Genomic DNA, 15555 nt, shown 5'->3' on the forward strand with positions numbered 1-15555 from the left:
TTATGGTGAAACCTATGATTTCTGTCATTGTTCCTTTTTATTCCAACTATTCCCTTCTTGAATATTGCTGTCGAAGCCTGATTAAAAATTTCAATAAACACACATATGAACTAATTGTTGTCAACGACAATCCGAGGACAAAACCGAATCTTGATTTTGCTCCTAAAGCAACCTTGATCCAATGCGAAAAGAACGGTGGCTACGCAGCAGCGTGCAATATAGGAAGCAAACAAGCAATAGGTGACTTCTTGCTTTTCGTAGACTCCGATATTGTAATTGAAAATGATGTAATGGATGTATTACTCAAGGAATACTCTTCAAACAAAAACATTGCCGCTGTGGGTAGTAAAATTGTTAAACTCGCAACCGAAGAAATTGAATATTATGGACTTGCATTCAATGAAGTTGATGTAATTAAGCCATGGCAGGGTAACAGTGCTGAATTTCCTTTAACAATGATGAACCGTGAATTTCAAACTGTACCTTCAGGCCTGTTTCTTATTGAAAAAGCAGTCTATGATGCTGTTGGCGGTTTTGATGAAAAAATGTTGAATTGTTATTGTGATTTAGATTTATGTTTGAAAGTTCGCAAAGCAGGACGGACTGTATCCCTTGCTCATGAATCAATTGGCTACCATCGCGGTTCAAGCTCTGGCCATGTTCGCCATGAATGGCATGCTGATGGCAAAGCACTATTCTTTAAAAAATGGGGTAATTTAATTAAAAACGATGCTGGATATTTTTATAAGGTTGCAGCAGATTTCTATAAGGAAAATATGGAATTGCCTTCAAAATGTCTGGCTATCAACCTCTCTCGTTCAATTTTTGGCAATGATTGCCTGTATACATTTGCTGAAAATTTAGGAATCGACCTCATCGCTGTCGAAAATTACAGAGATCGTAATCATGCCAGTCAATATATCCAACTAGAAGATATTCTTACTTGGTCCACTATGAATTACGGAGTTTCAATCTTGTATTTTGTCGATAAATTCAAGTCTCTTGAAAAAAATAGATACTGGTTTTCCAAAAGATCACTTTCAGGCGATATCATTGTAGATATCCATGGAAACGTGTTTAATCCTACTCAGTGACTATGATAACAATAAGGAATACGGACCATGTGATGCAATGCCAACCATTGGAAATCTTGCATTTTTGATTTCTGCCTTATCCATTGAGTTCATCATCCGGGCCATCTGCAATAATTCAGGTGCAGGAAAACGCTCGAGAATAATTTTCTGCTTTAAGGTGTCGTTTCCCAACACAGAACCAATGAGCGCATTGCTGATCCAGGGAAGCTCTTTAGTCAAAAGTACACCACCCTTATCGAATTTGGAGTATAATTCCATCGCCAGATCGAGACTTTCCATACCGGCCTGATTTTTCTCATCTATAAGGTATGCTGTCCCCAGCATGGCTAGAACTCTCCAGCGAAAACGATCATTTGCAAATATTTCGCATAAATTTTTCGCTCGTATTAAGGTCTCTTCAGCGTTGGGATTTTTTAATCTGATGAGGCATGCGGCTTTCAAGACGCTTATTTTGATTTCGAAATAGACATAGTTCATCGTCTTGGCAACGGAAAGAGCGTTCTCTATGTTAACCAGAGCATCGTCATATGCCCCGGTCAGGAAATCACAAAAAGCCGATTGCTGACGTATTTCAATTTGGCGAAAATCCTTTTCATTTTCAATATTTTCAACAATATCAATGCCATGATTAAACATTTTGATTGCTGCATCAATGTCTTTCGTCAAATTTAGGTGCATATGCCCATAATCAGAATAGGCAACACTTAAACATTCGTAATTGTTCAATTTGTATGCTTCCTGAAGAGCTTCCTCTGCATATCTTTGCCCCTGTTCAAGATTGCCTAAAAATGTATGAGCGACACAATATCGGTTTAGTAAAAGAAATTTATATGTTGGAATGGTTATGCCCCTACTTTCAATTTGTTCAAGTAGTTTCAGTGCCATGGGCGCACCACCGGTATTCATATGGATGTTTACGAATTGATGCATAAGAGAATGATATGTCTCTTTGTCAATTTTCTTGCTATTCACATGCATAAAATTGACCAATTCTTCTAACTTTTCAATTGCATATGCGTAATTGGCGTATCGTGAAGCAGAGCGTAAATAATGAGTGTATATGTTTACAAATTCTTGAGGATTTTTGTTCCCATAGTTTTGCTGCTCAAAAATTTTTGTAAGTAAACGACCTACCTTATAAATATTCTGGTGGTCGTTCAGACCCTTGTAATAATAGATTGCATCCGTGCCATTTTCCAAAATTTTATCAAATAAAGAAGCATGATAAGAGCAAAAGAATTTGACCAGTTTACGGTTGGGGATCATTTGTGAATATGGAGTTTCGAAAAAATCCAACATTTGGCGAGCAATGTTAACATCAGGGGAAAACTTACCATTCTTATCCATGCTAAGCAGGAGATTGTCGTGGTAAGCAACATAGTTTTCCGTGTGTGCCCCATACCTTAGAAATGACTTTTTTATTAGCTTGTTGAAGTAATAGCGATCAATATTTAAATAATCCAATGCTGAAAGTGGTACTTCACCCTGAAACAACAGCAATATTTTGAAGATTTGTTCATATGCGGCCCATTCATTTTCTGATGAAGATTCATGGAGTAAGTTAAACCTTCTTTTTAGAATACGACCAATACCTTGTGGTAAGTCTGCTAAAAATTCTCTGAACTTATCAATATCTTTTATTGCCCAAAAAACACCATCGCTTCCCTCAAGTAATTTTTTGGTGTCGCGTAGGTATGCAATGGTCATTTCCAGATCATACGGACGCTTACCTGCTTTTTTAATAAGAGTTTCTAAAAGTTGATCTTTATCATGAAGTCCACAGATTTTATTTAAAATGAATATCTTGGCATCTTCCGTGGTTAATTCAGATAGCAAACTTAAATGGTGAAACGAAATCTCAGGTGGAAATAAGGACTCAATATTTTGTAAAAATGCATCAATATGTACTTTTGATTCAGACTTAACAATCTCAGTGTTTGTAGAGAATAAAATAGCTACGTGCGCTTCATGTTGAGAGAAGTGTTCCACGATGTTAGTAAATAATGAAATGAATTCTACATTGACATCCTGAAAGTTGTCTATGGCAATCAAAACACTTTTATTATTGTTTTCCAACAGATACTTAACCGTCTCCGACAACGAATAAAGTGTTGTTTCATTTAATTTTGATGATTCAAAAAATGAAATCAGATTATCATAATGTTCTTTTGCCAGCCCCCTCTGCTCGAAATATTGTCCCAATTTATTAAACGAAAAAGTTAAATCTCCTTTACCAAAAGGGATTTTGCACAGACTGCTGATAATTTTTTTTATTAAATTTGACGAATCACTTCTGCAATCAGCTGTGACCACCTTTAACCCTATTTGACGTGCTCCGCTGACAATTTCCTTTAATAAACGGGTCTTTCCTGTTCCACCCTTTCCCCTGATATCAAAAAATGCAGATATGTTACTTTCTTTCGTGTCTGCTAATATTTTTTTTGCATTATTTATTATTTTTTTCCGATCTTCACCTACCAAGGGACTCATATGAATATGGGATAAATCCACAGCTCCCAACTCAACTGAACCACTAATTAAATTTTCATTATTTCCAAGTGAATATTTTAAAATCAAAGGAGGAAGTTGTACAAGTTTACGGAAATTGCGAACTCTGAATGCAAAATCGAAAACGGAAACACTATTTGGGCCGAGAACAACAGGTCCATCCAAAATCTCACTGGAAATATCTAAATCATATCCATCTGCAAATGATGTGGAAACAATATTCATATCTACAGCATGATGATTTCTTATAACAACTGAAATTCGAAAAGAACCGTCTTTACGTAGGCGATATGGTTTTAGAAGTGTATTTTTAAATTTTCCGTCATACTCATCTAATCGAACATTTGCAGAATATTTTTGAATACGTTTTGTTTGTGAAACTTCTAATGATGGTATATTGCAAAGCCTTAAAACTTTAGGATATTTTGTTAGTTCATTTATTAAGCTATCTCCTGAGTATATTTCAATACCAATATTAAGGCGCTTTAAAAATCTAACCATGGCCACTTCAGAATTCTCATGTATCTCTGATGCAGAAAAAACAATAAATTTATGGATATTGTTATTGTAAACAAGGACCAAATGTTTTCCTAATGTGTTCAGATCAATTTTGTTCTTATATTTTTTGCACTCAGCCCATATTCTAGTCTCATGCCCCATTACTGTGTACTGGACTTCGATATCACGTCCGCCATCATGAGTTTGCGCAGTTTTTTTTATTTCTTCTGCAACTGGATTCTTGTTAATTTCTAAAGAACTATATTTAGTTTTTAAAAATTCGTAGCATATACTCTCAAAATCTTCCGGAGATATTTTAGTCCAATCTAACATTAAGGTATTCCCGAATTAGAACACGTGATAATTTCCAGTTATTTGTTGCTTATACGTAAAACATTAATCACTACATCAATTCTCTACTTCAAATAAGTCTGATACCAGCAGACTGAAAGCAAAGCAACAACCTAATAAATATTCCCACCACACATACCTGCCATCCTATTAACTAATCACTTAACACAGGCCTACTGCTAAAACCTAGAATCATACCTAGACTTTTAACCTCGTTCTAGGCAATATACCTCCGCTTATAAATTTCCACAAAGAAAGTCATCAACCCCAAATAGACCATAGCGAATAGAGGTTAACAATGTCAGACCAGAACAACACAGAGCCAAGAGAAATCATTATCAACCTCAATAATTCGCGAGAAGCCGCTAGCCTGACAAAGGATGAGATCATTCAGCAGGAAGCACTTGATCAGTTTCAAAGATTAATCACACAGATTAAAGATCGAATTGAAGATTTTAAAATAAACCTTAAGTCTAATGACCCAATAAGAACGATCCGCACCCATGACGTGATCACTGTTGATGGCCGCAGAGGCTCTGGAAAGACGACTTTCATTCTTAGCGCATTCAAAGCTCTCGACAAAAAAATTAGGGATAATATTTGCTTCCTCGACATCATCGACCCCACGCTAATTGAAACGAGGGAACATGTCTTCGTCACCATCGTATCTCTTATTAAACGTAAAGTAGATAACTCATACAAAAACACCTGCACTAAAATCAGTGAAGATAAATACAAAGCATGGCGTAAAAACCTTGAGGAACTAGCAAATGGTTTGCGCTTACTTGATGGCATTGGGCAGGATCACCTAAAAAGTGACAGTTGGATGGATGAACATTTCGCTTTTGGAACATGGAATTCAGAACGCTCAAAGCGGACGAGATCTTGAGCAATCCTTTCATAGATATATAGCCGCAAGCCTCGATTTCATAGAACAGAAAGCCTTCCTTATTGCTTTTGACGATATCGACACTGACTTTTCCAAAGGTTGGCCGGTACTGGAAATGATCAGGAAATATCTCACTACTCCACAGCTGATAACAGTTCTTTCAGGAGACCTACAGTTATATTCGACTTTGGTAGAAAAACAACAATGGGAAAACCTTGGTCTAGGATTTGACACAGACAAAGAGAAACAAAAGCCCTTCCTGTCAATGATAGAAAAGCTTGTGGATCAATATTTGTTAAAAATATTAAGGACTCCAAATCGTATTGAGCTAAAGACTATTGGGTATTATGCAACCAATCCCAGTACACCTGTACATATCATAAGTCAGGACAACAAAGAAAGTCTTCCTATTCAAAATATATTAAAACAAATTTGCACTGACATTTTGTGCATACAGCGAAAATCAATCATAGACACGACAATCGGGCAACTAATGGAAATGCCTACACGAACTATAGTCAGCACTCTGTCCAGTATAGAAAAACACACAGATTCCACTTGGAAAATTGATGATCAGGTTAAAAGAGACAGAGCAATCCTAGCCCTAAGCGACATTTTCCTAAGCTGGTTACAAAAGATAGGCTACAATAGATATGATTTTGAACAAACGGACACACAACAAATAATATCAAATCCTATAGATAAAATATTTAAATCAAGTTTAGGACCTGATGCAGCAGATTTTAGCTTTGACTACACAGAACAAAATAAAAACAATGCGTTTTATGTTCTTGGCGCATTTATTTCAAATACAATGGCTAAACATCCAGCAGCTTATTTTGACTACATGCTAAAAATAGCATTAACATCAAATACAATGAGCGAGATAAATAACTACGACTTAAAAATAACACATGAAAACTTAAATAACACTTATGCAAAAACCAATTTTTACATTAATCACCTAGGCCTATTAAAGAAAGAAACTAATCTAAACATTGCTAAAAAATATATATCATTCGTATGGAATAAGAGCCTTAGCAAACAAGGCTCGCTGGCATTCGGCAATGGGACATTACAGTTATCCTCTCAAAACTCAGTCAGCTCGGATATAGAAAATATTAAAAACAACTTCTACACTGGCACACCACCTGCCCCACTTAGAAATTTCATAAACGCTAGGGATCCGAAACTTGTTCCCAGCTCACGAACGATCGGAATCTATTACAACACGCCCACATTTTTGTATCAGAACATAGATTCGTGGCATAAATACTTTGTCATGCTTCCAGTTTCTAATAATCGCCTTAGAAACGAGATAAACATCCACTTCTCGATATTTAACCTAATTGGGGCAATTGCGGATCTATCTGAATATGATGATATACACCACACATTAAATGTTTGCAGCCTTATAAGAGATTATCCTGTCTACTCTTTTTCTAACCCTGCCACAGACACTACATCTAGGGACCTTGTAGGTTCAGACAATGAAGAAGAATTAGATGAGTCAGTTCCGGCCTCTGAGAATTCTAGCATTCCTAATGAAATTTATTCATTGATACTCAATTGGAAAAAGTTAATACCGGTTCAAAATGGGACCCCATGCCATGCTTCAACTATAACCAAGGCATGGACACGCTTTTCTTTTCAATAAAAAGTCTTCCTGAGAGATACAAAACGTCTAAAGTGCAGGACAACTATTTCGCAGGGGAAATTCTCCACCGGTGGATTGTCATTTTTTTGAACTCCTTCTTGGTAGAAGAAGCTCTCACTAATCAAATTTCTAATATACGACAAAACAATCCTGTCACCTCTGACCAGAATTTTATTCATAATTTAAAAATTGTATACCAAAACCATAAATTTGAACGAGAAACAGCTTCAGAAAAAATAGAGATTAAATATAAAGCAAAACTGCCATTATTTGAATGGCTGATGTCATGTCCAATATGGATGTTCTATATAAACAGCAACTCCTCATTTTTTGCTTGGCACAACTACTTTGTTAGCGAGATTATATCAAATGAGATTGACGATATATTCGAGTATTTATTTCCAGACTACAAATATTCTACATCAAACCCAGCTACTCTGTTAGACTACTATAATTCTCTTGCAATTGTTGGTATGAGCAGCATAAAATTATCTACAAATGAAGAATTTACAAGAGAAATTATGCAAAAAACACTTTTGTCACTAAAATCTCAGTACGCTTTAGACAAAATAGAAAGTCTGGATAACAATATAAATTATACTAATCACAAAGAAGCAGGCTTAGATAGCTATCAGAATTTTATACGTTTCGAGATGCTTGATAAAGACTTAGACAACAATGAAAAAGCTGCAATTTACATATGGTTTGCAAGAAATGAAATAAAATATGATTGGACATCAATATATGACAATGAAAAGCAAGCAATAAAAGAAAATGCACTACTCTCTATAGTCAAAAGCATTGCCAACTCAGCTAATTACAATTTGAAGAATCATATGTTTGGAGATTATCAAACAACTAGGATAGTCACTCCTAATTCAATTTCATCGTATAGCTGCAGTAACTACTTTATACCTGCTTTAATAAAATTTGTAATACAACCAGAAATCGAAGGCTAAATTCAAACCAAACCACACTCATGCCCTCAACACAAACACACCTGCACACAGCCCTACTCTCATCACGAGAAATTCTGGAGGAGTTCCTGACTGAGGCTCCTCCAGATGCACAAAAAATTCTGAGCAAATCCTTTATTACTGCACGCCGCCGCACAGAATACAGACCGGACTACGTATACAAAAAAACACAGAGTAGGATTTATGGGGAGAAGCCTTCACATAGCCATATCCTACTAAGAGCCATAAACGATCTTTCCGAAACCTACCTCCGTTCCAACGGCAAGGGGTATGTTGTTCAAACTGAAATATTCAATGAATGGCAACACCTAATAACCAAAGTATCTCCACTGCTACTGACTTCAGCGGCAATCATTTCCGATTGCAACAATAGATGCTTCGGCAAGCCTGAAGAAATTGTGCTGGACAAAATTTCCCACTCATCACTGCCGACAATGGACTGCAGGATTCTTGACGATATGCTTGCCAAAAGAGGACTCGCAGAACTCCACATGCATCTCAACGGCACAACTGAAGCAGACAAGGTCTGGCTGGATGCTTTAGAAAGGCCCGATAACTTTGTTTCTTCTCTTAAAGAAGCATTTGGCGTAAAAATAGAAGAACAACTTCAGCAGACCTCACATTTTCTGCATTCAGCATTCGATGTGTACAAACTGCTCATCACAGCAGCCGTGCTGCGCCAATATCTTGCTAAAGCTGTCTTTGATAATGAACGAGAATCTTACATGGATTTACGGACAGTTTTCTCGCAGGATACTTTTATTGGGGATAAACAAAAGCAGTACTCATTCAAAACCCACCCGACCATTTATCATTTTCCCGCAGACCGCAAATATAAGCCACTGGCGCATGAAGGCAAGCTGCTTGTTCTGACCTTGAAAGAATTAGAATCCGGCGACGAATACATCGCACGTATTTTTCATTGCTATCTCCTGATTCAATCTTGCTTCAATAGCCTCCTTATCCAACAGCAAAATCAGTGTGGATTTGATCAATTTCAAAGAATTGCAGACAACAAACTTAGAGATCCGTCAGAAAAAGATTATGAATATAGATTCCATCAGATTGCCCATCACATGCCGGGAGATCAATGCCACATAGAAGGACGCTTCGCTCCCAAGGGCACACATCTAAAAAACAAAATCCTTCTCGACCAAATCGTTGCAGGATGGAAAAACCATAAAGACAAAGACCCAAACTCAAATCCGCAAAAACGGGAACTTTCACTTACCGCGCATTTCATTAAAAAAGAGGACAAGCACAACCACCCACTCTATCGGCATCACAAAATCCGGCAAGAACTGCTGATGAACAGCATGCGCCTGCATATGGTTCAAAAAGCTAACTCAAATTTCAAAACACTTATCACCTCAGCAGATGCTGCAGCGAACGAACTCCATGCAGGGCCGGAAGTATTCGCCCCTGCTTTCAGACTGCTTCGGGCCAAAGGGTGCAAAAACTTTACCTACCACGTTGGTGAGGATTTCCATCATTTAGCGTCAGGACTTCGCGCCATATGGGAAGCGGTTACGTTTTTAGAGCTATCAAGCGGTGATCGAATAGGTCACGGAACAGCTTTAGGTATTTCTCCGAGCCTGTGGCATGAAAGAATCGGGGGAGAAGTGATAGTCACAAGGCAAGAGTGGCTGGATACATTACTATTTGTCTATGACCAACTGCGCACGGACAAAGAATACGGAGCGGTTGCGTCGCAATTTGCTGATTATGCTCGAGAACATGCAAATCTAATATATCATCCAGAGAGAAGACCCAGCCTAATCGACTTGATTGCTGGTTGGAAAATGAGACATCTTGATCCCCTTATAATTTTCAAAAGTTCATTCGGCACGAGCCTCCCCATAACACCTTGGCGGCAACGTGAAGAGCAACTTGCGGTTCAACATTCTCCGTTTTGGGATAGAGACAAATCTTTCGATTTTGAAGCGGTCGAACGTTTGAAGGAAACAGAACCATTCAAAGCCTTAAGGGACTACCACGAAGACAAAAATATCAGAGAAAACGGCGAGCAACCAATTTCAGTGAGTTCAGACCAGATCCCATTGGACATAATTAGCGTGCTTCAAAACAAGGTAATCAAATTACTCAACGACAGACAAGTTGCCATGGAAGTCATGCCTACGAGCAATCTTAGGATTTCTCTTTATGAAGACTATGGCGAGCATCACATCTTCCGTCTTCTGGGCTGCGAAGACAGCAACATATCAGAACGCCCCACAATGTGTATTGCCAGTGACGATCCTGGAATTTTTGCAACCTGCCTTCGCAACGAATATGCCCACGTATACAGAGAATTGCGACAAAAAGGATACTCCGAACGCAAAGCACTCGCCGAGATTGAACACCTTATTGATAATGCGTGGGCTTTTAGGTTTAAGGCTGAAGAACACTAACTAACTTGTTAACTGTTAAGTTAAGACTATTTCCGCTTAAGGTCCCGTTACAGATTACTAAAAAACATATCATTCATGACCACTGTACATTCATCTTCCTGCACTTTTCCATCGTCAACAAACTCACCTTCCAAATATGCCAATATGACATCAACCATGCTTGTGCCAGACCCAGCAGTACCAACTTCTTTGTTATTTATTAAAATCTTAAAAGATTTACTCCCAAATTCTTCAAAGGATAAACACCCTACTTCATCGTAGTCACCAGAAAATAGTCCACAATCTTGTAGCAGGATCAATCTATTTCCTTCGATTAGAAGAGACGCCCAAAAAAAGGCTTGATAAGCTGTTTAAGATTAGCCACGGTAAAGCCATAAGTACGCGCAAAATTTAAAACATGAACTATTCAATTATTTAGAATAAAATCCATACATATTATTTATCCCCATTGGAACATTAACCAACTACAAGCAGCCACCCATGCAAGACATCTTCGACATCACAGAAAAAGAAATCCAAGAACTATCCGATTCAGACCTTCGTACTCTGATTGGCCTTCTATGCGAGGCAGAACTTGAGCGTAACAACCTCCCAGTCACCGCTGCAAAGTGGGGTGGAAACCAACGCGCCGCTGATGGTGGAATTGATGTCTATATAGACTTGGAGAATCCATCAAGAGCAATAGGAGAAATCCTACGCTGGAAAACAGGTATTCAAGTCAAACAAGACAGCATGCCTAAGAGCAAAATTAAGACTGAAATGTGTCCTAAAGGAGAACCACGCTCGATCCTTTCCGAACTGGCTCGCCAAAAGGGAGCTTACCTTATTGCATGCGGGAAAGAGTCAACTTCAAAAACTATGCGCGATGACAGGGAAAATTATATGCGCGAACTTTGCGAAACCATCCCTGAAGCTAACGATCTTAAATTAGTTTTTTTCGATAGTAGCAGTATTGCGACATGGACCCGCAAGCATCCCAGCCTAGTTTTATGGGTCAAAGGCAAGCTAGGAAAAAATTCAAACGGATGGCAGCCGTATGATAACTGGTCTGAATGCCCTAACGGAGTAGACGGAGAATTCATTATAGATGATTCTTCTAAAATTTATGATGACCGCAGCAAAAACACAGACGGATTATCGGCAGAGCACGGGCTAAACAGGATCAGAACACTTCTGCATGAAGAACGAAGCTGTATACGACTCGCAGGGCTATCAGGTGTCGGTAAAACCAGATTTGCTCAAGCTCTTTATGACGAACGCATTGGACAAACTCCCCTTCCAAAATCAATCGCCTGTTATACGGATATTGCTCATAGTCCATCCCCCACTCCGCGAGACATGGCTTTACAATTAATAGCCCTGAACAAAAGAGCCATCCTAATCGTGGATAACTGTCCACCCGACTTGCACGACGAACTCAGCAAGGTTTGCACCCGGCCAAACAGCAAAGTAAGCCTGCTAACCATCGAATATGATATTCAAGGCGACAAACCAGAACGAACAGAAGTGTTTCGTATGGAACCATCTTCCAACGATCTCATTGAAAAACTTATTTCAAGCAGATTCAAGGACATCAATAATATTGAAGCCAGACGAATAGCAGAATTTTCTGAAGGCAATGCTCGTATAGCGATTGCTCTCGCTGAAACATTCGAAAAGGGCGATGCAATCCTTACTCTTGAAAACAATGAACTTTTCAAACGTCTCTTCCATCAACGCAATGCTGAAGAGGATAGTTTCATGCGTGCAGCTGAAGTCCTCTCACTTGTTTACTCGTTCAATGGCGATGACGAAAGTCTAGGTTCCTCAGACAGTGAGCTTGATAAACTAGCCAAATTGGTAGGCATATCTACTATTGATTTGTATCACCACGTCAACACTCTGCTTAAAAGAGGCTTGGCTCAGAAACGCTCAAAATGGCGAGCCGTGCTTCCGCATGCAATAGCCAACAGACTTGCTAAACAAGCACTTGAGAATATTCCTGCACAATTGATTAAAAATGCTTTCGACAAAGATGGATCAGGCAGATTGCTTAAGTCATACACTAGGCGGCTGGGTTATCTTCATGATTCTGAGGCTGCTCAGGAGATAGTTAAGGGGTGGCTGCAGCCGGATGGTTGGCTTGGAGATGTTTCCAAATTGAATAAACTTGGAGTTACCCTGCTCACAAATATAGCTCCTGTCGCTCAGGAAGAGACACTTGAAGCAATTGAACGTGCATCAAACGGACCGGATGGAAAGACTTTCACTTCAAGAGATAGTGCGTACCATGATGACATTCCAAAATTATTGCACAAACTTGCCTACGCCCCCAATCTTTTTGAAAGATGTTGCCGAATTCTCTTGAAGTTTGCCATTAAAGACACGCCTCATGCATACGATTCATCAGTAAACTTAACCTCTTCCCTTTTTCAGCTTCGCCTTTCAGGCACAGAAGCAACCATTGAGCAACGACTAGGTGTTTTATCTGACTGCGTCACTGCAAGCCCTTCATATGTAAAAATGAGTATTCGAATATTTGAACGACTTCTTGAAGCTGAACACTTCAGTTTACAACTCCCCGTTAACTTTGGTGCTCTCCCTCGAAGATACGGATACACTCCTAATGGCTATAGTGATGTTCTCAACTGGTATGTAAAAATTATGGATTTTGTACAAAAGATTGCCTTGAATAGGCCATTACTAAAAAATGAGTATTTAGAAATAATTGCAGATAAATTTCCAGGAATCTGGCTAAAAACCCCAGCTCAAAATTTACTCTATAACTTTGCTGACAAAATTAGACAAAAGCAACTCTGGCCAGATGGATGGATCGCTGTACGGAAAACACTAGCCAACCCCTCATGTGATAATGAAAACACCTCCAGACTTTTAGAACTTGAAAAAAGACTAGCTCCCAAAGGCCTATATGAAAAAGCAATTGTTTGCTTATTTAATAAAAATTGGAAATTGCAACATTTAGCCGAAGCCAAAGCGGGAGTTACCCTTGGGTGGAACTGTGCAGATAGCTATATATTTGAGCTTGGAAAAAAAATATCTCAAGATAAAGAGATCCTTCAACGATTAGGCCCCGAACTTGTATCCAATAAGGCTGAAATATCTAGTTTCGGCAATGGCCTAGTCGCTGGATGCAAAAATCCAACACAAATTTGGAATGAGCTTAAGTCATATTTTGAACTCGTAGAAAAAGAAAAGCGCAACATATCAATTTTACTTGGATTCCTTAATGGTACGCAAAAAAGAGACTTTAATTTATACAATAAAATTTTAGACGAAACTATATATGATAAAATTCTTGGAGAATATTTTCTAGAAATTCAATGTCAAAATACGATCGACACAGCAGCAGCAAAACGCATTTTGCAAGCTCTTCCAAATTATAAAGCGAAAAATAAATATGAAAGCCATCCATGCATACACATCAAACCATGTGCTAAAATCGATCCCAAATTGCTGAATGACATTCTTTCTACGCTATGTGAGACCCAGCAAGGTAGAAAGGCAGCCCTGCGTATTATTTCTATGAAAATCAGCAAAGACAAGGAAGACAGCAAACTTACCTTACTCGCTCAGGACCTTTGTTTCAACCTGCTCACTGACCGATTATCACAAGATGAGCTTTTATCTTTTCGAAATATTATTGCATGCTGTTTTGGAGCAGATAAATATGCAGAAAAGGCTCATGATTTTTGCCAACTTGGACTAAAATCATACACAACAAATAACGTTAATATCATCAAGAACCTAACGCCCACAATTAACTCATTGATTGAGGTACACCCACAAGTTGTACTGAACACTTTTTTACTCAACACTGATGGCAGACCACTTAGTAGGGCAAAGGCACTCCATAACTACGACACAGCCTTTTTAGTCGCGCCGCATGCAATCAAATGGTGTGAAGAAGACCCGAAAATCCGTTTCCCCAAACTTTCAACCGTTACGCCTTTGTTTTTTACAGACATTAGTGGAAGAGCGATAAGCCTGAACCCAGTAGCCGAACAACTACTTGAACATGCTCACAAGCACCCAAAAATATTGAAAGAACTAACCCCATTACACTACCCAGAAGAAATGGAGTATTACCCATACTCATATGTTTTGAGCTCATACGCTACTTTCTTCATAAGCTACCTCAATTACAAAGCCCCATGCGTACAGGAATGGGCAAGCGAACAACTAACAGAATTAAGAAAACGCATTGCACGTCAAAAAATTGCTGAAGAGAACGAAGCTAAGGCGAGGCACGAATCCTTTGAATAATCTCCGGGAAACTAAGATAGAGACGGACGCCAGCCTCATACAGCTACCAGATACGGCTATCAACCATCGCAACAAGAGCCTTTAATTTTTCATCACCGCATGAAAATCTATTACAATCGAAGACATAGTAAAGCCCTCCGCTGTTCGGGACATCCTCATGACCAAGGTGAGGAGCTACATCTTCATACGGTTTCAGTCTAGCAATTATGGCACGGCCATGTCTCTCAGCTATTGTCGTGGTTCCTGCTAAAACAGCTACCCCGTGCTCAACGACAGAATCAACAGCATCATAAATATTATCACTCTCTCTAAAAATTTTCATAGCCAAATTTAACTCCATCAAAGTCAGAACTTATCTCAAATATCTCGGTGGAACCGAGAGTTCGAACATATGGGCATATAGATCAACATTATTCTTTAGACGTTCCCAAAATAATTTTCTCCAAATAATACATCAATCGATATCTAAACTTTCTCTTAAGCCCATGAGTACCATAAAGACAACAACTTGGGTCTCTCCGCTCAAAAAGAACAGGCATTGGATTATATTGTTTCACAATAGCCTCAGGATCTGAGACATCAATATCAGAAATATTATTCCATTCGTCAGAGGTAATTTTTATACTTGAAGTCGGAATACTTGCTATTCCGTCAAAGCTTCTATTTAGAATAACCCATTCTCCAGTTTCCATAGGTTGTTTCTCTCCAGTACAATCACCAACAAGATTACTACAATAAAAAACTTCCTCGATAGGAATAGTAAGCTCAAGTGAAATTCCTTTGTACTGCTTATAAGCTCCTTCGTCGCCGAATGAATTTAAAACATCCATATGAACATTAATTTTCTTTTGAGATTTTGCCTCTGCATTTTTCTTTAATTTGATCCAAGACTCCAAGTACCCAGACT

Annotated in this window: 10 protein-coding genes; 6 read left to right on the forward strand and 4 right to left on the reverse strand. The window is 38.6% G+C overall.

Annotation, left to right across the window (positions count from 1 at the left end; genetic code table 11):
- The first annotated feature begins 2 nt into the window (after positions 1-2).
- A complete protein-coding gene (locus ACKU35_RS15655; RefSeq protein ID WP_319760636.1) occupies positions 3-1094 on the forward strand; it encodes a glycosyltransferase in 1092 nt (363 codons plus the stop codon).
- On the opposite strand, the gene ACKU35_RS15660 is transcribed toward ACKU35_RS15655, so the two are convergent.
- Positions 1095-4433, reverse strand: coding sequence for a restriction endonuclease (locus ACKU35_RS15660; RefSeq protein WP_319760638.1), 3339 nt, complete (start codon positions 4431-4433; stop codon positions 1095-1097). It abuts the gene before it with no gap.
- Positions 4434-4749: 316 nt separating this feature from the next.
- Between ACKU35_RS15660 and ACKU35_RS15665 the strand changes: the two genes are divergently transcribed.
- From ACKU35_RS15665 to ACKU35_RS15680, 4 genes are all read left to right on the forward strand, one after another.
- Complete coding sequence (locus tag ACKU35_RS15665; protein ID WP_319760640.1) at positions 4750-5340, forward strand: hypothetical protein; 591 nt, start codon at positions 4750-4752, stop codon at positions 5338-5340.
- The gene (locus tag ACKU35_RS15670; RefSeq protein WP_319760642.1) at positions 5267-6997 is read left to right on the forward strand and encodes a hypothetical protein; all 1731 of its coding nucleotides are present in this window, start codon (positions 5267-5269) and stop codon (positions 6995-6997) included. Before ACKU35_RS15665 ends, ACKU35_RS15670 begins: the two co-directional genes overlap by 74 nt.
- Positions 6998-7095: 98 nt before the next feature.
- Positions 7096-7956, forward strand: a complete 861-nt coding sequence (locus tag ACKU35_RS15675; protein WP_319760644.1) for a hypothetical protein — start codon at positions 7096-7098, stop codon at positions 7954-7956.
- 20 nt (positions 7957-7976) lie between these two features.
- Positions 7977-10385: a hypothetical protein gene (locus ACKU35_RS15680; RefSeq protein WP_319760645.1), complete on the forward strand. Its 2409-nt coding sequence runs from the start codon at positions 7977-7979 to the stop codon at positions 10383-10385.
- Between the two features lie 47 nt (positions 10386-10432).
- On the opposite strand, the gene ACKU35_RS15685 is transcribed toward ACKU35_RS15680, so the two are convergent.
- Positions 10433-10684 carry a hypothetical protein gene (locus ACKU35_RS15685; RefSeq protein ID WP_319760647.1) on the reverse strand — a complete coding sequence of 84 codons (252 nt, stop codon included), beginning with the start codon at positions 10682-10684 and terminating at the stop codon, positions 10433-10435.
- A 181-nt stretch (positions 10685-10865) separates the two neighbouring features.
- Here ACKU35_RS15685 and ACKU35_RS15690 point away from each other — a divergent pair, with 181 nt between their 5' ends.
- Positions 10866-14648, forward strand: coding sequence for a hypothetical protein (locus tag ACKU35_RS15690; protein ID WP_319760648.1), 3783 nt, complete (start codon positions 10866-10868; stop codon positions 14646-14648).
- Between the two features lie 43 nt (positions 14649-14691).
- Here ACKU35_RS15690 and ACKU35_RS15695 read toward each other — a convergent pair whose 3' ends face one another.
- Together ACKU35_RS15695 and ACKU35_RS15700 are read right to left on the reverse strand one after the other, a co-directional pair.
- A complete protein-coding gene (locus ACKU35_RS15695; protein ID WP_319760651.1) occupies positions 14692-14970 on the reverse strand; it encodes a hypothetical protein in 279 nt (92 codons plus the stop codon).
- Positions 14971-15058: 88 nt separating this feature from the next.
- On the reverse strand, positions 15059-15544 hold the full coding sequence (locus ACKU35_RS15700; protein WP_319760653.1) for a hypothetical protein: 486 nt from the start codon (positions 15542-15544) through the stop codon (positions 15059-15061).
- Positions 15545-15555: the final 11 nt, after the last annotated feature.

The sequence above is a fragment of the Maridesulfovibrio sp. genome (genome assembly GCF_963676065.1).
Lineage (GTDB): Bacteria > Desulfobacterota > Desulfovibrionia > Desulfovibrionales > Desulfovibrionaceae > Maridesulfovibrio.

What these genes read in the sequence shown, in the direction of transcription:
- ACKU35_RS15665 (WP_319760640.1), top strand. Translation starts at nt 4,750, where the DNA reads ATGTCAGACCAGAACAACACAGAGCCAAGAGAAATCATTATCAACCTC.
- ACKU35_RS15655 (WP_319760636.1), top strand. Translation starts at nt 3, where the DNA reads ATGGTGAAACCTATGATTTCTGTCATTGTTCCTTTTTATTCCAACTAT.
- ACKU35_RS15695 (WP_319760651.1), bottom strand. Translation starts at nt 14,970, where the DNA reads ATGAAAATTTTTAGAGAGAGTGATAATATTTATGATGCTGTTGATTCT.
- ACKU35_RS15680 (WP_319760645.1), top strand. Translation starts at nt 7,977, where the DNA reads ATGCCCTCAACACAAACACACCTGCACACAGCCCTACTCTCATCACGA.
- ACKU35_RS15690 (WP_319760648.1), top strand. Translation starts at nt 10,866, where the DNA reads ATGCAAGACATCTTCGACATCACAGAAAAAGAAATCCAAGAACTATCC.
- ACKU35_RS15660 (WP_319760638.1), bottom strand. Translation starts at nt 4,433, where the DNA reads ATGTTAGATTGGACTAAAATATCTCCGGAAGATTTTGAGAGTATATGC.